This window comes from Streptomyces sp. 1114.5 (genome assembly GCF_003635085.1).
GTDB lineage: Bacteria > Actinomycetota > Actinomycetes > Streptomycetales > Streptomycetaceae > Kitasatospora.
In genome coordinates, this window is the sequence record NZ_RBXE01000001.1 from 1,903,427 (window position 1) to 1,925,258 (window position 21,832).

General features: G+C 72.9%; 18 protein-coding genes. 15 read left to right on the forward strand and 3 right to left on the reverse strand.

The window, feature by feature from the left end:
* Positions 1–8 precede the first annotated feature (8 nt).
* The 3 genes from mqnE to BX285_RS08305 all read left to right on the forward strand — a co-directional run bounded on the left by mqnE (position 9) and on the right by BX285_RS08305 (position 3,666).
* Positions 9–1,172, forward strand: coding sequence for an aminofutalosine synthase MqnE (gene mqnE, locus BX285_RS08295; RefSeq protein WP_097237418.1), 1,164 nt, complete (start codon positions 9–11; stop codon positions 1,170–1,172).
* Positions 1,173–1,300: 128 nt separating this feature from the next.
* Entirely contained in the window at positions 1,301–2,596 is a 1,296-nt protein-coding gene (locus BX285_RS39145) for a L,D-transpeptidase family protein (RefSeq protein ID WP_310794189.1), read from the forward strand.
* A 125-nt stretch (positions 2,597–2,721) separates the two neighbouring features.
* A complete protein-coding gene (locus tag BX285_RS08305) occupies positions 2,722–3,666 on the forward strand; it encodes a beta-ketoacyl-ACP synthase III (protein WP_097237419.1) in 945 nt (314 codons plus the stop codon).
* Between the two features lie 211 nt (positions 3,667–3,877).
* Here the strand turns inward: BX285_RS08305 and BX285_RS08310 are convergent, their stop codons facing one another.
* Positions 3,878–4,525, reverse strand: a complete 648-nt coding sequence (locus tag BX285_RS08310; RefSeq protein ID WP_030055725.1) for a TetR family transcriptional regulator — start codon at positions 4,523–4,525, stop codon at positions 3,878–3,880.
* A gap of 447 nt (positions 4,526–4,972) precedes the next feature.
* Here BX285_RS08310 and BX285_RS08315 point away from each other — a divergent pair, with 447 nt between their 5' ends.
* Positions 4,973–7,363 (forward strand): PQQ-binding-like beta-propeller repeat protein, encoded by a 2,391-nt coding sequence (locus BX285_RS08315; RefSeq protein WP_121174816.1) that lies wholly within the window; start codon positions 4,973–4,975, stop codon positions 7,361–7,363.
* Between the two features lie 103 nt (positions 7,364–7,466).
* Here the strand turns inward: BX285_RS08315 and galE are convergent, their stop codons facing one another.
* On the reverse strand, positions 7,467–8,453 hold the full coding sequence (gene galE, locus BX285_RS08320; protein WP_097237421.1) for a UDP-glucose 4-epimerase GalE: 987 nt from the start codon (positions 8,451–8,453) through the stop codon (positions 7,467–7,469).
* 232 nt (positions 8,454–8,685) lie between these two features.
* On the opposite strand from galE, the gene BX285_RS08325 reads away from it, so the two are divergent.
* Positions 8,686–9,774, forward strand: coding sequence for a trypsin-like peptidase domain-containing protein (locus BX285_RS08325; protein ID WP_121177351.1), 1,089 nt, complete (start codon positions 8,686–8,688; stop codon positions 9,772–9,774).
* 165 nt (positions 9,775–9,939) lie between these two features.
* On the opposite strand, the gene BX285_RS08330 is transcribed toward BX285_RS08325, so the two are convergent.
* Positions 9,940–11,112, reverse strand: coding sequence for a sensor histidine kinase (locus BX285_RS08330; protein WP_257033087.1), 1,173 nt, complete (start codon positions 11,110–11,112; stop codon positions 9,940–9,942).
* A gap of 377 nt (positions 11,113–11,489) precedes the next feature.
* On the opposite strand from BX285_RS08330, the gene BX285_RS08335 reads away from it, so the two are divergent.
* The 10 genes from BX285_RS08335 to BX285_RS08380 are packed head-to-tail and all read left to right on the forward strand — an operon-like array spanning position 11,490 to position 21,652.
* Positions 11,490–11,906 (forward strand): NADH-quinone oxidoreductase subunit A, encoded by a 417-nt coding sequence (locus BX285_RS08335; protein ID WP_097237423.1) that lies wholly within the window; start codon positions 11,490–11,492, stop codon positions 11,904–11,906.
* Positions 11,897–12,547 carry an NADH-quinone oxidoreductase subunit B gene (locus BX285_RS08340; RefSeq protein WP_097237424.1) on the forward strand — a complete coding sequence of 217 codons (651 nt, stop codon included), beginning with the start codon at positions 11,897–11,899 and terminating at the stop codon, positions 12,545–12,547. Before BX285_RS08335 ends, BX285_RS08340 begins: the two co-directional genes overlap by 10 nt.
* The gene (locus BX285_RS08345) at positions 12,544–13,653 is read left to right on the forward strand and encodes an NADH-quinone oxidoreductase subunit C (protein ID WP_121174817.1); all 1,110 of its coding nucleotides are present in this window, start codon (positions 12,544–12,546) and stop codon (positions 13,651–13,653) included. Before BX285_RS08340 ends, BX285_RS08345 begins: the two co-directional genes overlap by 4 nt.
* A 2-nt stretch (positions 13,654–13,655) precedes the next feature.
* Positions 13,656–14,609 carry an NADH-quinone oxidoreductase subunit NuoH gene (gene nuoH, locus BX285_RS08350; RefSeq protein ID WP_097240165.1) on the forward strand — a complete coding sequence of 318 codons (954 nt, stop codon included), beginning with the start codon at positions 13,656–13,658 and terminating at the stop codon, positions 14,607–14,609.
* Complete coding sequence (locus BX285_RS08355) at positions 14,606–15,175, forward strand: NADH-quinone oxidoreductase subunit I (protein ID WP_121174818.1); 570 nt, start codon at positions 14,606–14,608, stop codon at positions 15,173–15,175. Before nuoH ends, BX285_RS08355 begins: the two co-directional genes overlap by 4 nt.
* Positions 15,172–15,903, forward strand: coding sequence for an NADH-quinone oxidoreductase subunit J (locus BX285_RS08360; RefSeq protein ID WP_121174819.1), 732 nt, complete (start codon positions 15,172–15,174; stop codon positions 15,901–15,903). The genes BX285_RS08355 and BX285_RS08360 overlap by 4 nt, the downstream gene beginning before the upstream one ends.
* Complete coding sequence (gene nuoK / locus BX285_RS08365; protein WP_121174820.1) at positions 15,903–16,277, forward strand: NADH-quinone oxidoreductase subunit NuoK; 375 nt, start codon at positions 15,903–15,905, stop codon at positions 16,275–16,277. Before BX285_RS08360 ends, nuoK begins: the two co-directional genes overlap by 1 nt.
* Complete coding sequence (locus BX285_RS08370) at positions 16,274–18,379, forward strand: NADH-quinone oxidoreductase subunit L (RefSeq protein WP_121174821.1); 2,106 nt, start codon at positions 16,274–16,276, stop codon at positions 18,377–18,379. Before nuoK ends, BX285_RS08370 begins: the two co-directional genes overlap by 4 nt.
* A gap of 49 nt (positions 18,380–18,428) precedes the next feature.
* On the forward strand, positions 18,429–20,057 hold the full coding sequence (locus tag BX285_RS08375) for a NuoM family protein (RefSeq protein ID WP_121174822.1): 1,629 nt from the start codon (positions 18,429–18,431) through the stop codon (positions 20,055–20,057).
* Positions 20,058–20,113: 56 nt separating this feature from the next.
* Entirely contained in the window at positions 20,114–21,652 is a 1,539-nt protein-coding gene (locus tag BX285_RS08380; RefSeq protein ID WP_121177354.1) for an NADH-quinone oxidoreductase subunit N, read from the forward strand.
* Positions 21,653–21,832: the final 180 nt, after the last annotated feature.

Consider the following 21,832-nt stretch of genomic DNA (forward strand, 5'->3'; position numbering starts at 1 on the left):
GGCACCGCATGGACGCAGGGCTCAAGCGCGAGCTGGAGGCGAAGGTCTACGCGGGTGAGCGGCTGACCCGCGAGGACGGGATCGCGCTCTACGAGAGCGACGACCTGGCCTGGCTGGGCGGGCTGGCCCACCACGTGCGGACGCGCAAGAACGGTGACGTCGTCCACTTCAACGTCAACCGCCACCTCAACATGACCAACGTGTGCAGCGCCTCCTGCGCGTACTGCTCGTTCCAGCGCAAGCCGGGCGAGAAGGACGCCTACACGATGCGCATCGAGGAGGCCGTCCGGCTCGCCAAGGCGATGGAGGTCGAGTCCCTCACCGAGCTGCACATCGTCAACGGCCTGCACCCGACCCTGCCGTGGCGCTACTACCCGCGCTCGCTGCGGGAGCTGAAGGCGGCGCTGCCGAACGTCTCGCTGAAGGCCTTCACCGCCACCGAGATCCACTGGTTCGAGAAGATCAGCGGCCTGTCCGCCGACGAGATCCTGGACGAGCTGATCGACGCCGGCCTGGAGTCGCTGACCGGCGGCGGCGCGGAGATCTTCGACTGGGAGGTCCGCCAGCACATCGTCGACCACGACACCCACTGGGAGGACTGGTCGCGGATCCACCGCCTCGCGCACGCCAAGGGCCTCAAGACGCCGGCCACCATGCTGTACGGCCACATCGAGGAGCCCCGCCACCGGGTGGACCACGTGCTGCGGCTGCGCGAGCTGCAGGACGAGACCGGCGGATTCCAGGTCTTCATCCCGCTGCGCTACCAGCACGACTTCCACGACTCCAAGGACGGCGTCGTACGCAACAAGCTGATGGCCCGCACCGAGATGGCCACCGGCGCCGAGGCGCTGAAGACCTTCGCGGTCTCCCGGCTGCTCTTCGACAACGTGCCGCACGTCAAGGTCTTCTGGGTGATGCACGGCGTCACCACTGCCCAGCTGGCGCTCAGCCACGGCGCGGACGACATGGACGGCTCGGTGGTCGAGTACAAGATCACCCACGACGCGGACAACTTCGGCACCCCGAACAAGCTCGGCCGTGACGACCTGCTCGGCCTGATCCGCGACGCCGGCTTCCGCCCGGTCGAGCGCAACACCCGCTACGAGGTCATCCGCGAGTACGAGGGCCCGGACCCGATGCGCCGCGAGGCCCCGCAGGCGATGCGCCTCTGACACCCCGTCCGACCTGCGGACCTTCCCCGCCGCCCGGGCCGCCTGCCGGCCCGGGCGGCGGCGTCTTCACGGCCTCCGCACCCGCCCCGGGTTTACCAACGGGTACGGCGTTTGGCAGGATCGACAGCATGTCCGGTTCTCATCGCGCCACCGAGTACCCGCCGTACCAGCCGATGCAGGAGCCGGTGTACGGGGTGCCGCAGCAGCCGTATGAGCAGTCGTACGAGCAGCCGCACCCCTCCTACGAGGCGTACGGGCAGCCCGCCCCGCAGGAGTACGGCCAGGGCGGGTACCAGTCGTACCAGTCGCACCAGCAGAGCCCTGACGGGTACGTCGAGGCGTACGACCAGCCGTTCCAGCCGTACGGGGCGGAGCCGGAGCAGTTCCACCAGGAGTCGGTGTACGAGCCGGAGCCGGCCTACGGGCAGTCCGAGCCGGTCTACCAGCAGTCCGAGCCGGTGTACGAGCCGGAACCGGCCTACGAGCCCGAGCCGGTCTACGTGCCCGAGCCGCTCGCCCCCGTCGTGCCCGTGGCGGCCGCCGCCCCCGTGGCGGGATCCAGGGCCGCCGCCCGCGGCCGGCGCCGCAAGGCGAAGCAGAAACGTCACGGCAAGGCGGTGATGGCCGGCACCGCGCTGCTGGTCGCCGCCACCGCCGGCTGGTACGCCGTCGGCCAGAACGACGCCAAGCCCGGCCTCACCGCCGCCGACGGCCCCGGCCCGGAGGGCGTCAACAAGCCCGACCAGCCCGCCCCCGCCGCCGCCCAGGCCGCCGCCGACCGCCAGTCCGCGCCCGCGGCCGCCGCCCGCGGCGAGGCCCGCGCGGACCTCTCGGTGGCCGCGATACCCGGCCTCGGCGCCACCTTCACCGCGAAGATCCCCGCCGAGACCACCCAGGTCGTGGTCGCCTCCGGCGCCGACCGGAACACCGACAAGAACACCGTCGTCCTCTGGACCCGCACCCCCGAGGGCCGCTGGCTGGCCGGCGAGACCTGGCAGGGCCACAACGGCAAGAACGGCTGGACCGCCGACCACAACGAAGGCGACCTGCGCAGCCCGATCGGCGTCTACAGCCTCACCGACGCGGGCGGCCGCAAGGACGACCCGGGCAGCAAGCTCCCGTACGACAAGGACCCGAGCTTCGTCGTCTCCGGCACCGGCTTCTTCGGCGACCAGCTGGCCGGCTCCTTCGACTACGTGGTCGCGATCAACTACAACCGGGTGGCCGGCAACTCCCCGCTCGACACCCGCCGCCCGATGGGCGCCAGGAAGGGCGGCGGCATCTGGCTCCACGTGGACCACGACGGCCCCACCCACGGCTGCGTGTCGATCCCCGAGGACAAGATGGCCCAGCTGATCCGCACCCTGGACCCGGCCGCCCACCCCGTCATCGTGATGGGCGACGCGCCGACGCTGGCCACCTGACCCCGGCGGAAGCCCGACGGCCCGGGCGCCGCACGGCCCCTTGTGGATCTCCTACAGATCGCGGGGCCGGATCCTGTCGCCGGTCGTGCCCCGCTGACCAGCGGGTAACCCGGTTCCATGGCACCATGAGCGGTTCTCGCATTGTGGCACTCGGCCACTACCAGCCCCCCAAGGTCCTCACCAACGACGACCTGGCGGCGCTCGTCGACACCGACGACGAGTGGATCCGCACCCGGGTGGGCATCCGTACCCGGCACATCGCCGAGGGCGAGAGCCTGGTCGACCTCGCCACCGAGGCCGCGCAGAAGGCGCTCGCCAACAGCGGCCGCACGGCGGAGGAGATCGACCTCGTGGTGGTCGCCACCTGCACCGCGATCGAGCGCAGCCCCAACACCGCCGCGGCCGTGGCCGCCCGGCTGGGGGTGCGCACCCCCGCCGCGTACGACATCAACACGGTCTGCTCCGGCTTCTCGTACGCCCTGGCCACCGCCGACCACGCGATCCGGGCCGGCGCGGCCCGCCGCGCGCTGGTGATCGGCGCCGAGCGGATGTCCGACACGCTGGACTGGACCGACCGCTCCACCTGCGTGATCTTCGGCGACGGTGCGGGCGCCGCGGTGGTCGAGGCCCAGGAGGACGGCGCCGAGCCCGGCATCGGGCCGGTGGTCTGGGGCTCCGAGCCGGAGAAGGGCGACGCCGTGGTGATCACCGGCTGGGATCCGGTGATCAGTCAGCAGGGCCAGTCGGTGTTCCGCTGGGCCACCACCCAGCTCGCCCCGCTCGCCCGGCAGGCCTGCGAGCGGGCCGGGATCGACCCGTCCGAGCTGAAGGGCTTCGTCCCGCACCAGGCCAACCTGCGGATCATCGACGCGATCGCCAAGAAGCTGGGCCTCGGTGACGCGGTGGTGGCCCGGGACGTGGTCGACTCCGGCAACACCTCGGCCGCCTCCATCCCGCTGGCCTTCTCCAAGCTGGTCGAGCGCGGCGAGCTCTCGCCCGGCGACCCGGTCCTGCTCTTCGGCTTCGGCGGCGGCCTCGCCTACGCGGGCCAGGTCGTCCGCTGCCCGTAACTCCACACGGTCCCGCCCCGGAGGCGAGCGGGCGAGTAGCAGCAAAATGCCGGTGGGCGGGCACCCCGTGTAAGGGGTGCCCGCCCACCGGCATGTCTGGCGCGCTTGCGGTACGTCGGCGGACCTCCCCCGAGGACACGGCCGCCGTCCGTCGTTCCCCGGACAGGAGGCCGGGGCTGCGCGCGGAGCGGATGGTTGGTCGGCGGTGGGTCTACTTGGGCGGCTTCTTGCCGGTGACGCCCAGGTACACCAAGGGAGCGAGGTTGGGCTTGAGGTCCTTGACCTTGACGCCCCAGGAGGTGAAGGCCTTCTGGTGCTCGGCCGCCGATGCGAGCAGCGAGACCAGGGCCCCGGCCACGGCGTTGGGGTCGAGCGACTTGTCGGCCTGACCCTTCGCCTGGAGTTCCTTGACGGCCTCCGCGAGCGGCTTGGCGACCGCGTTGAGGACCGTCATGCGGATCTTGAAGAACCGCTTGTCCCCTTCGGCGGCACCGAGCGTGACCACTCGGAGAATGGCGTCGTTCTTGCGCCAGAAGGCGAGGAATCCGTCGACCAGTTCTTCCGAAGTGGTCGGTCCGGACTTCCCTGCCCAGGACTTTCCGGCCACCAGCTCTTTGAGGGTGTCGGCGTCCTTGGCCATTTCCTCGGCGATTTCGAGGACTGCGCCCTCGACATCCGGGAAGTACTGGTAGAAGGTCGCGGGGGAGGTACCCGCCATACGGGCGACGTCGATGACCTTGACGTCCCGATAGGGCGACGTGCTGAGCATCTCGCGGAGGCAGTCGAGCAGCTTCTGCCGCGTCTCCTGTCCGCGTCGCCCGGCGACGCGACCGTCGACGGTGCGAACTTGTCCTGTCATGCCGTCAGCTTACCGTGGCAAGATCTTGGCGCGATTCGGTGATGCGACTATTACTCCGCACGGGGGGTTGGTATAGCGGCATGAACCGCTTCGGACGGATATTCACCGGGCTCTGAAGGGCCTGTTGAAGCCCCCCCGTGTGCTTTCGATCTCGCAGCGTGACGGCGAGTCCGCTGAGGGATGGTCGCGTGACAGAGCGTGACGAACTTGGGTCGGTGGCGAACCGTCCGGAAGTGGACGGTCCGGCGGGTCCGGCGCAAGCCGCGGCCGGAGCGGACGTCAGAATCCGGCCGTTCCGTCCGCGCTGACCAGGGGCCCGCCCGGCGGGTCGTCCGCTCGGGTCGGCGGGCCCTCCGAGCGGGGGAGGTTGGAGATGCACCGGGCGGCATTGGAGAATCGGGTCCGGCACCACGCGGCGGGTGCGGACAACGGGGAGGTGGCAGCGGAGTGGACCAGCTGACGGCGCACGATCCGAGGCGGATCGGGCCCTTCGAGGTGCTGGGGCGGCTCGGCGCGGGTGGGATGGGGCTGGTCTACCTGGCGCGCTCCGCGGCCGGCCGACGGGTGGCCATCAAGACCGTCCGGGCGGAGCTGGCCGAGGACGACCTGTTCCGCGTCCGCTTCGCCCGGGAGATCGCGGCCGCCAAGACGGTCGGCGGCTTCTACACGGCGGCCGTGGTGGACGCCGACGCGGACGCCCGGGTGCCCTGGCTGGCCACCGCGTACATCCCGGCCCCCTCGCTGGAGGACCTGGTCGAGGACTGCGGCCCGCTGCCGGTGGAGGCCACCCGCTGGCTGGTCGCCGGCATCGCGGAGGCCCTGGAGTCCATCCACGCGGCCGGACTGATCCACCGCGACCTCAAGCCCTCCAACGTCCTGGTGGTCGAGGACGGGCCGAAGGTGATCGACTTCGGCATCGCGGCCGGGGTCTCCAGCACCCGGCTCACCATGACCAACGTCGCGGTCGGCACCCCCGCTTACATGTCCCCCGAGCAGGCCCGGGACAGCCGGACCGTCCGGGGCGCCAGCGACGTCTTCTCGCTCGGCTCGCTGATGGTCTTCTGCGCCACCGGCCACCCGCCGTACCGGGGCTCCAACCCGGTCGAGACGGTGTTCCAGCTGCTGCGCGAGGAGCCGGACCTGACCGGCATGCCGCCGGAGCTGATGGACCTGGTCCGGGCCTGCATGCAGCAGGCGCCCGAGCGCAGGCCCACCCCGGCGCAGATCCAGGCCGAGCTGGCCCCGCACCTCTTCTCCCGGGACGACGCCTCCGGCGAGGCCAGCGACTGGCTCCCCGCCAACGCGCTGGAGCTGATCGAGCGCAAGCGCGGCCGCCGGCAGACCGCGCCGCCGCCCCGGGCCGCGCACGGCCCGTCCGAGCCGCCGCAGTCCCACCCGCACCCGCACGCGCCCCCGCCGCACCCGCAGCAGTCCCACGGGCCGGCCGACCCGCGCACCAACCCGGGCGGGCGGCACGCGCAGTCGCCGGCCGGGCCGGTGCACAGCGCGCCGCAGCCGGGCCACGCCTCCGACGCCGAGATCCCGACCGCGAAGATCGCCGCCCCGAACCGGCACCGCGCGCCCGCCGGCAGCGGCGACGTCGAGGTGCAGCTGTCCGGCGCCTCGGTGCGGATAGGCCCGGGGCCGCGCGCCGAGCACGAGCAGCCCGGCCCGAACACCGCTCCGGCCGCGACCGACTGGGTCCGCCGGACGGTCCCCACCCCGCCGCCCGTGCCGGCCCCGGCCGCCCGCTGGCGCCCCTGGCGGTTCCGGATGTCCAACGACGTCTGGGGCACCCCGCTGGTCGCTGACGGCACGCTCTTCGTCTCCAGCTTCGAGGTGCACGCGCTGGACATCGGCTCCGGCGAGCGCCGCTACAAGACCCGGGACGTCGCCTGGGCGCTCGCGGTGGACGCCGGCCGGGTGCACGCCGCCGACGGCCCGCACCTGTACACCGTGGACGCCGCGGACGGCACCGAGCGCTGGCGCACCTCGCTGGAGGGCTGGGTCTACTCGCTCTCCGCCGCCGACGGCGTGCTCTGCTGCGGCATCAGGGGCGGCGGCGTCCAGCTGCGCTCGGCCGCCAACGGCGCCGAGCTGTGGCGGGCCGACGACGCCCAGCAGGACTACGAGAACCCGCAGTCCGGCCCTGTCCTGGTGGGCGGCGCCGCCTACTACTACGGCGCCGGGCGACTGCGCTGCATCGACCCGCGCGGCGCCGGTTTGCGCTGGTCGTTCCCGGTCGGCGAGGACGTGCCCTCGCACCCGGTCGAGCGCGGCGGCGTGCTGTACGTGACGGCCGGCACCCGGGTGTACGCGCTGGACGCGGCCAGCGGGGCCGAGCGCTGGCGCTTCGAGGCCCCGGTGGTGCTGTTCACCCCGCCGGCCCTGGACGCCGACGCGGTCTACGTGGCCGACTACCTGGGCACCGTCTACGCGCTGGACGCGGCCACCGGCCTGGACCGCTGGCGCGGGGTCACCGGCAGCCGCCAGGGCGCCGAGCCGGTGGTGGTCGGGGACGGCATGGTGCTGGTCGGCAGCGGCGAGGTGCTGTACGCCTTCGAGGCGGCGACCGGCCGGGAGCGCTGGCGCTACACCGCCCGCGGCGAGATCGTCGGCTCCCCGGCGGTGGCCGACGGCCTGGTGCACCTGGGCAGCCGGGACCACTCGCTGCACACCCTGGACCTGGCGAGCGGTCAGCTGCGCTGGGAGCTCGGCACCAAGGGCGAGCTCACCGGTTCACCGGTGGCGGTCGGCGGGCGGGTCTTCGTCGGCTCCAAGGACCGCTGCGTCTACGCGCTGGACGCCTTCTACGGCACGGCCGTCCCGGTGCGCTGAGCCGGTGCGCTGAGCCGGTGCCTTGAACCGGTACGGCGGCGGGGCGGGCGCCCCGCCGCCGTGGCGGACGGCTCAGGAGCGGGCTCGGGCCCGGCTCAGGAGCTCAGGCCTTGCGGGCCTCGGGGTGGCGGCTGCACCAGCCCTCCCACGCGGAGGCCACCATCTCCTCCACGCCGTGGCGCGCGGTCCAGTCCAGCTCGCGGTGGATCAGGTCGGCGGAGGCCACCACCCGGGCGGGGTCACCGGGGCGGCGGGGCGTCACCTCGGCGGTGGTGTCGTAGCCGGTCACCTTGCCGATCACCTCCAGCATCTCCTTGACGCTGACGCCCTCGCCGCGGCCGATGTTGAGCACCAGCGTGGTCTCCCCGGCCGGGTCGGCGGCCAGTCGCTTGGCGGCCGCCACGTGCGCCGAGGCGATGTCGGAGACGTGGATGAAGTCGCGCACGCAGGTGCCGTCCGGCGTCGGGTAGTCGCCGCCGAAGATCCGCGGGGCCTGGCCCGCGGTCAGCCGCTCGAACACCATCGGGATCAGGTTGAACACGCCGGCGTCGGAGAGCTCGGGGGAGGCGGCACCGGCCACGTTGAAGTAGCGCAGGGCCACGGTGGACATGCCGTACGCCTTGCCGGCCGCGGCGACCAGCCACTCGCCGGCCAGCTTGGTCTCGCCGTACGGGCTCATCGGGTCGCAGGGGGTCGACTCGGTGACCAGGTCGACGTCCGGCATGCCGTAGACGGCGGCGGAGGAGGAGAACAGGAAGCGCTTGACCCCGCCTTCGGCGGCCGCCTCCAGGACGGTCTGCAGGCCGATCACGTTCTCGCGGTAGTACAGGAAGGGCTGCTCGACCGACTCGCCGACCTGCTTCTTGGCGGCGAAGTGCAGGACGCCCTGGACGCCGTGCTCGCGGATCGCGGCGTCCAGGACGCTGCGGTCCAGGGTGGAGCCCTCGACCAGGACGACGTCGGACGGCAGGCGGGTGGCGTCGCCGGTGCTGAGGTCGTCCAGGACGACGACGCGCTCACCGGCGTCGAGCAGCTGGCGGACGACGTGTCCGCCGATGTATCCGGCACCGCCGGTGATCAACCAAGTCATGCGCTGATCCTAGGCGTTCGGATCCGGTCGACTTTCCGGCCGTGTTCCGGTCGATTTTTCGGGCGAGTCCGGCCAGCGAATCGGATAAATCGGTGAAATGCTGACAAAGATTTCCGTGTCCTCATGCCCGCGCTCCTCGGCGTGGTGACGAATCGGAGGCAGCCAGGTGAGCCGCAAGAAGGAACACAACCGCCCCCTGCCGGCCGGGCCCCGTCCGACCGGGCCCAAGGCGGTGCCCGGGGGGCGGTGGCCGGCGGCGGTCGCGGTCGCGGTGGCTACCGCACTGACCCTCGCCGGCTGCAGCAGCGGCTCGTCCTCCTCGGCCTCCTCCGTTTCCTCGCCCTCGGCCGGCGCCAAGCAGGCCTCCTCGGCCCCGACGCAGGGCGCCAACCAGCTGCAGGACGCCTACCAGAAGGTGATCGCCGACGTGCTGCCCTCGGTGGTGCAGATCACCACCGGCGACAGCCTCGGCTCCGGGATCGTCTACGACGACAAGGGCGACATCGTCACCAACGCCCACGTGGTCGGAACCGCGAACACCTTCACCGTGACCCTCGCCAACAGCACCAAGGCGCTGGACGCCACCCTGGTCGGCAGCTACCCCGACTCCGACCTCGCGGTGATCCGGCTGAGCAGCCCGCCCGGTGGCCTCAAGCCCGCGACCTTCGGCGACTCCTCCAAGGTCGAGCTCGGCCAGATCACCCTCGCCATGGGCAGCCCGCTCGGACTCTCCAGCAGCGTCACCCAGGGCATCGTGTCGGCCATCGGCCGGACCGTCTCCGAACCCCAGGGCCCCGGCTCGCCCGGCGCCACCATCGGCAACATGGTGCAGACCTCGGCCGCGATCAACCCGGGCAACAGCGGCGGCGCGCTGGTCAACCTGGACAGCCAGGTGATCGGCATCAACACGCTCGCCGCGACCGAGCCGCAGGCCAACGGCGCCGCCGCCCCCGGCATCGGCTTCGCCATCCCGGCGAGCACCATCACCAACATCGCCGACCAGCTGATCAAGCAGGGCAAGGTCACCAACTCCGGCCGGGCCGCGCTCGGCATCACCGCCCGGACCAGCTTCAACCAGCAGTTCCAGCCGGCCGGAGCGGTCATCGTGGCGGTCAGCCCGTCCGGCGCGGCCGCCGCGGCGGGGCTGCAGCCCGGGGACGTCATCACCAGGATCGGCGACACCCCGGTCGACTCGCTGAACGCGCTCACCACCGCGCTCGCCTCGCTCACCCCGGGCAGCAAGGTCACCGTCACCTACCTCAGGGACGGCAACTCCATGACCGCCGACGTCACCCTCGGCACGCTGGAGACCACCTCCTAGCCGTAGGACCCCTGGCCCCGGTGCGGCGGGCCGGGCCGCACGCCGCGCAAGGGTTCCGCGGGCCGGCTGCCGCACCGGATCGGCGCCGGGCCCCCGTCACTGCCTCGACGGGGGCCCGGCGCTTCTTGTCGTCCTCGGTGTGTCCTCGATGTCGGCCTCGGCGGGTCAGCGGCGGGCGGTGTGGGTGCGCCAGGGCAGTTCGACGGTGACGGTGGTGGGGCCGCCCTCCGGGCTGTCCACCAGGAAGACCCCGTCCACCGCGCGGATCCGCTCGGCCAGCCCGGCCAGGCCGCTGCCCGGGTAGGGGGCCGCGCCGCCCCGGCCGTCGTCCTGGACCAGCACCATCAGCTGGTCGTCCGAGCGCCAGACGTCGACCGAGGCGGTGCGGGCGCCCGCGTGCTTGGAGACGTTGGTCAGCAGCTCGCTGACGGTGAAGTACGCGATGCCCTCGACCGCCGAGTCCGGGCGCTGCGGCTCGCCGTCGGGGCCCGCCAGGTCGACCTTCACCTTGACCCCGCCGGGGACGGTGCAGCGGGCGGACACCGCGGAGAGCGCGGCGTCCAGGCCGCGGTCGGTGAGCACCGCCGGGTGGATGCCGCGGGCCAGGTCGCGCAGCTCCTGCAGGGCCAGCTTCACCTCGCCGTGCGCGTTGTCGACCATCTTCGCGGCGGCCGCCATGTCCTCCTCGGTCTCCACCTCGCGCAGCCGCTCCTTGGCCATGCCGAGGTCCATCGCCAGCGCGACCAGCCGGGCCTGGGCGCCGTCGTGCAGGTCGCGCTCGATCCGGCGCAGGTCGGCGGCGGCGGTGTCGACGACGGTGCCGCGGTCGTCCTCCAGCTCGCGCACCCGCTCGGCGAGATCGCCCCCGGGGAAGAGCAGCGACTCGATCAGGATCCGGTCGATCGCCGCCAGGCCGCGGATCACCCAGGGCAGCACCGGCCACATCACCACGACCGCGACCAGGGTGACGGTGAAGCTGAGGATGCCCCAGGGCAGCATCAGCACGTTGTAGAGCGCGGTGCGCCAGTTCAGCAGGTCCGTGAGGTGGGCGATGGTGAAGCCGACCACGCCCGGGCGGCGCGGCTGCACCGGCTGCGGCTCGCGGATCCCGGAGCCGTACACCGCCCGGGCCCGGCGCCGGCCCAGCGCGCCCAGGGAGCGCTGGGCGGCCAGCCCGCCGGCCAGCAGCGGCAGGCCGACCACGGTCACCGACAGCCCCAGGCCGACCGAGAGCGTCACGACCGCCAGGACGAAGCCCGCGATGCCCAGCGGCAGGTTCAGCAGCAGCCGCCCGGCCTGGCGCCACATCCGGGCGCCGTACAGCGGCGGGCGCTCCATCCGGGCGTCCTGCTCCTTGATGGCGTCCACGGCGCGGCGGTGCAGCGGCTTCATCCGGATCTACCGTCCCTCTTGATCGTGTGACTGGACCAAGCTTCCCGAACCGGGGGCGGTGGGGGCCATGGGGGTGATACATCTTCCAGGCCGGGGGTTATCCCCACCCCGGCCCGGCCGCCGTCCCGGTCGCCGGGTGTTCACCGGGGTGTCCACGCGGTGTCCACGGGGCGTCTTGCGGAGCGGGCAGGGTTCGGGCGGAGTTCGGCCGTCCCCTTAGACTCACGCATTGGCCGTGGTTGTGATCGTGGCTATGACCGTGCGAAGAAACGTCGTAGAACTGCCTTGAGGGGCGGATTCACGGCCGAGGTGGAGGCGAAGGCATGGAGGGGCAGCACGCGGCTGCCGTCGTGGCCGGCCCGGCGGCCGGCAGCGGCTACTTCGACGCGTACGCCGCGATGGGCCTGCTGGCCGTCGTCGGGGTGCTCTTCGTCACCGTGGCGTTCACCGCCAACCGTCTGCTGCGGCCGGTGGTGTACTCGCCCGAGAAACTCCTCGCCTACGAGTGCGGTGTGGACCCGGTGGGCGAGGACTGGGCGCACACCCAGATCCGCTACTACGTGTACGCCTTCCTGTACGTGATCTTCGCGGTCGACGCGATCTACCTGTTCCCGTGGGCGACGGTCTTCGCCACCGCCGGGTACGGCGCCGGAACGCTGATCGAGATGTTCCTCTTCATCGGCTTCCTCGCGGTCGGGCTGCTCTACGCCTGGAAGAAGGGCGTTCTGGAATGGACGTGACGCACTCCCACCCGCACTCCCACGGCGCGCAGGGCGGCCCCGTCCCGCTCGGCCTGCCGGACCCGGCCCGCCCGGGCGCCGTCGAGCGCCGCGGCATCGGCCCGCTGGCCCGGCTCGCGCCGGACCCGGTCAAGGTGGTGCTCAACTGGGGCCGCCGCTACAGCCTCTGGTGCTTCAACTTCGGCCTGGCCTGCTGCGCGATCGAGTTCATCGCCGCGTCCATGGCCAAGCACGACTTCATCCGGATGGGCGTCATCCCGTTCGCGCCGGGGCCCCGGCAGGCGGACCTGATGATCGTCTCCGGGACGGTCACCGACAAGATGGCGCCCGCCGTCAAGCGCCTCTACGAGCAGATGCCCGAGCCGAAGTACGTGATCTCCTTCGGCGCCTGCTCCAACTCCGGCGGGCCCTACTGGGACTCGTACTCGGTCACCAAGGGCGTGGACCAGATCATCCCGGTCGACGTCTACGTGCCCGGCTGCCCGCCCCGGCCCGAAGCGCTGCTCCAGGGCATCCTCAAGCTGCAGGAGAAGATCGCCGAGGAGTCGCTGCCCGGCCGCTACACCGCCCCGGCGGCGCCCGCCGCGGCGCTGCGGCGTCCGCTGGTCGCCGGGCCTTCGAACGAGGGAGCGGTGTCGTGACCACGGCAGAGGAGTACGCGGCGTCGGTCGGGGAGTGGGCGACCGGCGCCGAGGCGTACGGGCTGATCACCGTCGACGTGCCGGCCGAGCACTGGGTCGAGGCGCTCACCAACGCCCGGGACGCCCTGGGCCTCGGCTTCTTCGACTGGCTGAGCGCCGTCGACGAGCTCGCCGAGGGCTTCTCCGTGGTCGCGCACCTGGCCGCCGTCCAGGCGCCGGGCGTGCGGCACCTCGCGCTGCGCACCAGGCTGCCGCGCGACGGGGCGGTCCTGCCGAGCGCCGTCGCCGTCTACGCCGGTGCCGCCTGGCACGAGCGCGAGACGCACGAGATGTTCGGCATCGACTTCCCCGGGCACCCCCACCTGGTCACCCTGCTGCTGCCGGACGGCTTCGAGGGGCACCCGCTGCGCAAGGAGTTCGTGCTCGCGGCCCGGGTCGCCAAGGACTGGCCGGGCGCCAAGGAGCCGGGCGAGTCGGACCACGGGGGCGGGCCGGCCCGGCGCAAGATGCAGCCGGCCGGCGTGCCGGACCCGAACGAGTGGGGGCCGCTCAAGGGCACCCTGCCGCCGGTCGCCGAGCGGCCCGCGCGCGGTGCGCGGGCGGCGGGTGCGGCGGCGCGCACGCCTCGGGCGGCGGGTGCTGCCGCTGCCGGCGGTGCTGCTGCCGCTGCCGAGGGTGCGCCCGTCCGGGCCGACCGGCCGCGGCGGACGCGCTCGGTGTCGGAGGGCTCGGCGAGCCAGGAGGCTCCTGCCGCTGCTGCTCCTGCCGGTGCTCCTGCCGTCCCCGCTTCGGCTTCGGCTTCGGCTTCGGCTGAGGAGGCGCCGCCGGTGCGGGCGGACCGGCCGCGGCGGACGCGATCCGTCTCCGACGGGTCGGTCAGCCAGGCCGCTGACGAGGCGACGCCCGGGCGCCCGGCCCCCGCGCGGCCCTCCTCCTCCGACGCGCCCTGGCACAACCCGGTGCCGGCCCACGAGGAGAAGCCCTCGGGCGAGCCGGACGCGGGCAAGCCGGACGCGGGCGAGAAGGACGCGGACGAGCAGGCTGCGCCGGGGCAGCAGGACGAGACGGCGGCCGACCCGGCCGACCGGGACGGAGACGGCACGTGAACCTGCTCGACACGCTGCTGCGCTGCGTCGCCACCCTCGTCGTCTTCCTGGTCTTCCCGCTGGTCATCGGCCAGACCGAGCACAAGGTGATGGCGCACATGCAGGGCCGGCTCGGCCCGATGTACGCGGGTGGCTTCCACGGCTGGGCGCAGCTCGTCGCGGACGGTGTGAAGTTCGCGCAGAAGGAGGACATCGTCCCGGCCGGGGCGGACCGCCGGATCTTCCAGCTGGCACCGGCCGTCTCGCTGCTGCCGTACCTGTTCGTGCTGCTGGCGATCCCGGTCGGGCCGGACGGCTTCGTCGGCCAGGCGATCGACGCCGGGTTGTTCTTCGTGCTGGCCGTGATGGGCGTCGGCGTGATCGGCAAGCTGATGGCCGGCTGGGCCTCGGCGAACAAGTTCTCGCTGCTCGGCGGTCTGCGGACGGCCGCGCAGCTGATGTCGTACGAGCTGCCGATGGTGCTGGCGGCGGCCTCGGTGGCGATGGCCGCCGGCACCCTCTCGCTGCCCGGGATCGTGGACGCCTGGGAGTGGTACTGGCTGCCGTGGCAGATCATCGGTGCGTTCGTCTTCTTCACGGCCGGTCTGGCCGAGCTGCAGCGCCCGCCGTTCGACATGCCGGTCGCCGACTCGGAGATCATCTTCGGCGCGTACACCGAGTACACCGGCCTGCGGTTCGCGCTCTTCCTGCTGTCCGAGTACGTGGGAATCCTCGTGGTGTCCGCGCTGACCGCGGTGCTCTTCCTGGGCGGCTGGCACGGGCCGATGCCGGACCAGCTCGGCTGGCTCTGGATGATCCTCAAGACCTTCGCGCTGGCCTTCGTGGTCATCTGGCTGCGGGTCACCTACCCGCGGCTGCGCGAGGACCAGCTGATGCGCTTCGCGTGGACGGTGCTGATCCCGCTCGCCCTGGTCCAGCTGGCCCTCACCGGCATCATCAAGGTGGCGATCTCATGAGTTTTCCCGGTGTCGGCCTCGCCAAGGGGCTGGCCGTGACTCTGCGGACGATGACGAAGAAGAGCGTCACCGCGCAGTACCCCGACGTGCAGCCGGTGCTGCCGCCGCGTTCGCGCGGCGTCATCGCGCTGCTGGAGGAGAACTGCACGGTGTGCATGCTCTGCGCGCGCGAGTGCCCCGACTGGTGCATCTACATCGACTCCCACAAGGAGACGCTGCCGGCCGCCGAGCCGAACGCCCGGGCCCGCACCCGCAACGTGCTGGACCGGTTCGCCATCGACTTCTCGCTCTGCATGTACTGCGGTATCTGCATCGAGGTCTGCCCCTTCGACGCACTGTTCTGGTCCCCGGAGTTCGAGTACGCCGAGACGGACATCCACGAGCTGACCCACGAGCGGGAGAAGCTCCGCGAGTGGATGTGGACCGTTCCCGCGCCGCCGGCCCTGGACCCGGCGGCCGAGGAGCCCAAGGAGATCGCCACCGCGCGCAAGGCGGCGGACAAGCTGGCTGCTGCTGCTGCCGCTGCGGCGGCGGAGGTTTCGGAAGGGAAGGGTGACGACGCATGAGTACGGCCGCCACGCTTCTCGCGGCGACCGGCTCGTTGGAGCCGGCCGCCCGTTCGTTCCTGTCCCCGACCGGGCAGGAGATCGTCTTCCTGCTGGTCGGCATCGCCGTGCTCGGCTCGGCCGTGGTCGCCGTGACCACCAAGCAGCTGGTGCACGCCGCGCTCTGGCTGGTCGTCGCGCTCGGCGGGCTGGCGGTGGAGTTCCTGCTGCTCACGGCCGAGTTCATCGCCTGGGTGCAGGTGCTGATCTACCTCGGCTCGGTGGTCGTCCTGGTGCTGTTCGGGCTGATGCTCACCAAGGCGCCGATCGGGCGCTCGCCGGACGCCGACTCCAAGAACCGCTGGGTGGCCCTGGCCGTGGCGCTGGCCTCGGCCGGGACGCTGGTCACGCTGGTGGTCGACGCCTTCCGGACCTCCTGGATCGACCTCGGCGCGGGCGGCGGCTCCGCCGCCGTCACCGGGGCGAGCCTGTTCCGGAACTGGGTGCTGCCCTTCGAGGCGCTGTCCGTCCTGCTGCTGGCGGCGCTGGTCGGCGCGATCGTGCTGTCGCGCGGCTCGAAGCGCCGGGTGCCGGCGCCCCGGGCCGGCAAGCTGCGCGTCGGGCGGCCGGTCGGGTCGAACGGGACGGTGGCCGCGACCGCGCCCCGGGCCGAGGCACCTGCTGCAGCGTCTGCTGCGTCTGTTGCTTCGGCCGCACCTGCTGCGCCCGCCGCGTCGGAGGAGAGCTGATGCATCTCGTCTACCCCGTCGTCCTCGCCGCGCTGCTGTTCGCCGTCGGCGTGTACGGCGTGCTCGCCCGGCGCAACGCCGTCCTGGTGCTGATGTCGGTCGAGCTGATGCTCAACGCCGTCAACCTCAACCTGGTCGCCTTCGACGCCTGGCTGCGCGACTCGCTGCACGCCGGGCAGGCGCTCACCCTGTTCACCATCACCGTCGCCGCCGCCGAGATCGGGCTGGGGCTCGCCATCGTCCTGCTGCTGTTCCGGGCCCGGGGCACCGCGGACATCGACCGGGCCACCGCGCTCGGCGACCCGGCCGAGCCGTTCGCCACCGAGGAGGCGCCGAACGGAGCCGAGGCGCTGAAGGGCCAGGCCGCCGCATGAACCTCGCCCTGCCCGTACTCGTCCCCGCGCTGCCCGCGCTCGGCGCCGCCGCGACCCTGGCCGTCGGCAGGAAGGCGCCCGGCCTGGCCCGGCCGCTGGCCATCGTCCCGGTCGCCGTCTCGGCGGTGCTCGCCCTGGTGGTCGCCCTCCAGCTCGGCACCGGCCAGGCGCTCGACGCGGCCACCCGGCTCACCCCGACCGGCGGCCCGGACATCGCGCTCGCCCTCCACCTGGACGGCTTCAGCTCGCTGATCTCCGTGCTGGTCGGCCTGGTCGCCACCTGCGTCCAGGTCTACTCGACCGCGTACCTGAAGCACGACCCGCGCTACCCCTCGTACGCGGCCCTGGTCTCGCTGTTCACCGCGGCGATGTTCCTGGTGGTCTACTCGGGTGACCTGATCGTGCTGCTGGTCGGCTGGGAGGTCATGGGCCTGTGCTCATACTTCCTGATCGGCCACCACTGGGAGACCGCCGACGCCCGGTCGGCCTCGCTCAAGGCCTTCCTGGTCACCAAGCTCGGCGACGTGCCGTTCCTGTTCGGGATCTTCCTGCTCGGCGCGGACGCCGGCAGCTTCCGGATCCCGGACGTACTGGCCGCCGCGGGTGAGGGCAGGCTCGGCCACCCGACGCTGATCGCGCTGCTGCTGCTCGCCGGGGTCGCCGGGAAGAGCGCACAGTTCCCGCTGCACACCTGGCTCCCGGACGCGATGGCCGGCCCGACCCCGGTCTCCGCGCTGATCCACGCCGCCACCATGGTCGCGGCCGGCATCTACCTCGTCGCCCGGCTGCTGCCGGTCTTCCTGCTGTCGGGCGCGGCGCTGGTCGTGCTGGCGGTGATGGCCGCCGTGACGATGATCGGCTCGGCGCTGTGCGCGCTCGCCCAGGACGACCTCAAGCGGGTGCTCGCCTACTCCACCGTCGGCCAGCTCGGCTACATGGCCGGCGCGCTGGCCGCCGGGGACCGCGAGGCCGCCGTGTTCCACCTGGTCAGCCACGGCGCGTTCAAGGCGCTGCTGTTCCTGGCCGCCGGCGTGGTGATCCACGCCGCGCACACCAACTCGATCTCCGCGATGTCCCGGATCCCCGGGCTGCGCAAGCGCGTTCCGGACGCCTACTGGACGATGGGCATCGCGCTCGTCGCCCTGGTCGGGCTGCCGCCGTTCTCCGGCTTCTTCAGCAAGGAGGCGGTGCTGACCGCCGCCGAGCACGCCGCCAACGGCGAGGCGCTCACCAACGGCCTCGGCCCGGCCTCGGCGGTGCCGGAAGCCGCCGGGTGGATCGTGCTGATCTCCGCCGGGCTCACCGCGCTGCTCACCGCCGCGTACGCGACCAGGCTCTACCTCGTCGCCTTCCACAGCCCGGCCGGTGCCGCCGCGGCCGCACCGCAGGTGCTGCCCGACGCCGACCGCGCCACGGCGACGGCAACGACCGCAGCAACGACCGCAGCAACGACCGCGGCCGTCGCGGCCGACCACGAGGCGGACGCGCCGTACTCGCCCGAGGCGGACGAGGCCGACCCGGCCACCGCCGAACCGCCCGCGATGCGCTGGCCGCTCTGGGTGCTGGCCGTGCCGACCATGGCCTTCGGCATCGCCGGCCTGCGCTCGGACTGGCTGCCCGCGCTGCTGGACGGCGGCACTCTGCGGCCCTCCGCGGTCACCGCCGTCACCGGCACCGGGCTCGCCGTGGTCGGCGTGCTCGCCGCGTACGGCGCCTGGCGCTCGGCGACCGCCCGGCTGGGCACCGGCCGGCCCGCCCCGGCCGTCGCCGGCCGGGTGCCCGAGCAGGCCGGGGCGCCGGCCGCCGAGGTGATCGTCGCCGACCCCGGCCGCACCCTGCTCGGCCCGCTGTTCGGCCCCGCCCGGCACGGCTTCGGCGTCGACCGGCTGTACCACCTGCTGTTCGTCCGCCCGGTGGCCGCCGCCGCCCGACTGGTCCGCTTCCTCGACCGCGAGGTCGTCGAGGGCTACGTGCAGGGCAGCGGGATCGGCGCCAACCTGCTCGGCCGGGCCGTCCGGCTCGCCCAGACCGGCAACGCGCAGACCTACCTCAGCGCGCTGCTCGCCGCCGTCGTCCTGCTGGCCGTCCTGGTGGCGGTGTAGCGGTGCCGTCCTCCACCTCCGTTTCGCCTACTGTCGCCGGGAGCCTCCGATGAACGCAGTCCTCATCGCCCTCCTGGTACTGCCGCTGCTCGGCGCCGCGCTCACCCTGGCCCCGGTGTTCGGGGCGGACCGGGCCGTCGCCGACCGGCGGGCGCTGCGCCTGAACACCGTCGTCACCGGCGCTGTGCTCCTGCTCACCGTCGTCCTCGCGGCCGGCTTCGACCACGACGAACCCGCCCGGATGCAGGCCACCACCGACGTGTCCTGGATCCCGGCCCTGCACGTGCGCTTCCACCTCGGCGTGGACGGCGTCTCACTGCCGCTGATCGTGCTGACCGCACTGCTCACCTTCCTCTGTGCGCTCTACTCGGAGAAGCGGCTGCCGAACGGGGACGCCCGGGGCGGAGCCCCTGATGAGCCCCGTCCCTCCGCTCAGGCCTTCGTCGGGCTGTTCCTCCTCCTCGAAGTCGGCATGCTCGCCACCTTCGCGGTGCTGGACCTCCTGCTCTTCTTCCTGGCCTTCGAGATCGTGCTGATCCCGATGTACTTCCTGATCGCCCGCTGGGGGAGCGGCGCCAAGGCCCCGGCCGCCAACCGGTTCATCCTCTACACGCTGCTCGGTTCGGCCGTCATGCTGCTCGGCTTCCTGCTGATCGGCAGCAAGGCCGGCACCTTCGACATGCAGGCCCTGGCCGCCGCGCACGGCAGCGGGCTGAGCCACACCACCCAGGTGATCGCCGCACTGGCGATCCTGGTCGGCCTCGCGGTCAAGGCCCCCGCCTGGCCGCTGCACAGCTGGCTCCCCGACGCGCACACCGCCGCCCCGACGGTGGGCTCGGTGCTGCTCGCCGGCGTGCTGCTGAAGATGGGTACGTACGGTCTCGTCCGCGTCCTCCTCCCGATCGTGCCGGGCGGCACCACCACGCTCGCCCCCTACCTGGGCGCCTTCGCGGCCGTCGGCATCGTCTACGGCTCGCTGGCCTGTCTGGCGCTCGCCCTCCCGTCCCCCACCACCACCCTTCTTTCGAAGCGCTCCGCGGCCTCCGGTTCCGGATCCAAGGGCGACCTCAAGCGCCTGATCGCGTACTCCTCCGTCGGCCACATGGGCTTCGTGCTGCTGGGCATCGCCTCCCTCACCCCGGTGGGCGTCAACGGCGCGCTGTTCGCGAACATCGCCCACGGCCTGATCACCGGCCTGCTGTTCTTCGTCGTCGGTGCCGTCAAGGACCGCTACGGCACGGCGGACCTCGACACCCTCTCCGGCGCCACCGGCGCAGCCCTGTACGGGCGGGCACCACGGCTCGGCGCACTGCTCGCCTTCGCCGCCGTCGCCAGCCTCGGTCTGCCTGGCCTGGCCGGCTTCTGGGGCGAGCTGCTCGCCATGTTCGGCGCGTTCGACCCCGCCGAGGGGCTGTCCCGCCCCGCCTTCGTCACCTACATGGTCCTGGCCGGCCTCGGCACCCTCCTCACCGCCGCGTACCTGCTGATCGTGGTCAAGCGCGTCTGCATGGGCGATCCCGAGCAGCCCGCGCCGGTGGCCGAGGTGGCCGACCTGCGCCCGTACGAGGCCGTCAGCTGGATGCCGCTGGCCGCGCTCACCCTGCTCGCCGGCCTCTGGCCCGCGCTGCTGCTCGGCCTCTCGAACCCGGCCGTCAAGCACCTCCTCGGAGGTGGCTGACCGTGCTCGCAGCCCAGACCGCCGCACTCGGACCTCACTCCACGGGGCAGCACACTGTGACCTCCCTCGCCGTAGCCAACCCGGGCAGCCTGATCCAGTCCGTGGACTGGGTGGCGATCGCGCCCCCGCTGATCGCCGCCGTGGCCGCCCTCGCCGTGCTGGTCACGGACCTGTTCCTGCCAGAGCGGCACAAGAAGTGGCTCGGCCGCCTCACCGCGGCCGGACTCGCCCTCGCCCTCATCGCACTCCTCCCCCTCACCGGTGGGTCACCCCGAGCGACCTTCTGCGTGCAGAACGTAGCAGGGGGGTCTGACAACGGCGGCTGCTCCTACGTCGCCGACCACTTCGCCCTGGTCTTCCAGCTGCTCGCCCTCGGCGGCGCGCTGATCGCCGCCCTGCTCTCGGCCCACGCCGTCGAGGACGACGACCTGCCGCGCGGCGAGTACTGGTTCCTGCTGCTCTCCAGCGCCACCGGCGCCGCCCTGCTGCCCGCCTCCCGCGACCTCGCCACCATGGTGATCGCCCTGGAGGTCGCCTCGTTGCCCGCCTTCGCCCTGGTCGCGCTGCGCCGGGACGGCCGGGGCGCCGAGGCCGCGCTCAAGTTCTTCGTCTCCTCCGTCACCGCCACCGCCGTGATGCTGCTCGGCATCGGCTTCGTCTACGCCGCGAGCGGCAGCCTGCACCTGGCCGCCGTCGCCCAGGGCCTGGAGCACGCCCCCGGGCAGCTCAAGCCGCTCGCCGAGGCGGGGGCGGTGCTGACCCTGGTCGGCTTCGCGTTCAAGGTCGCCGCCGTCCCGTTCCACTTCTGGGTGCCCGACACCTACACCGGCGCCCCGCTGCCCGTCGCCGGCTACCTCTCGGTGGTCGGAAAGGCGGCCGGCCTCTCCGGGCTCGCGCTCGCCATCACCATCGCCTTCCGCCCGTACGCCCACACCTGGGGGCTGGTGCTCGCGGTGCTGGCCGCCGTCACCATGACCGTCGGCAACGTCGGCGCGCTGCGGCAGCGCTTCGACACCCGGTACAGCGCGGTGCGGCTGCTCGCCTGGTCCTCGGTCGGTCAGGCCGGGTACCTGCTGGTGCCGCTCGCCGCGGCCGGCTACGCGCCCACCGGGGCCGACCCGCTCGGCGCCACCGCCGCGTACGCGCTGATCTACGGCGTGGTGAACCTCGGCGCCTTCGGGGTGGTCGCGGCGGTCGGCCGGCGGGCCGGGACCAGCGTGGACGACTTCCGCGGCCTGTTCGCCCGCCGCCGCTGGACGGCGCTGGCCCTCGCCTTCTTCCTGCTCTGCCTGGCCGGGCTGCCGCCGGGCGTGATCGGCCTGTTCGGCAAGGTCGTGGTGTTCCGCGCGGCCGTCGACGCCGGGCTGGGCTGGCTGGCCGTGGTGATGGCCGCCAATGTGGTCGTCGCTCTGTACTACTACCTGCTGTGGACGGCGCGGCTGTTCGCCCCCGTGGGCGACGGTGCGCAGGCGCCGGACGAGCGCCGCCTGCCGGTCAGCCTGACCGCGACGCTGGGGCTCACCGCCTCCGCCGCGATCGTCCTCTCGGTAGCACCCCAGCTGGTCCTCCAGGTCGCGGGCGGCTCACTGTTCTGAGCCGGCGCCGCCCGGGCGGGAGCGGCGCGGCGGACAGTGCGGTGTCGCGGTGTCGCGGTGGCGGGTCGCGATGGCGTGGCGCGGTGGTGTCACGTCGGTCACAAGGGAACAAGGTCCCTGGCCCCGCCCGTTGAGCGGGCAAGAGGGACGAGGCAGAAAGGGCTTCCCCACCGCACCACA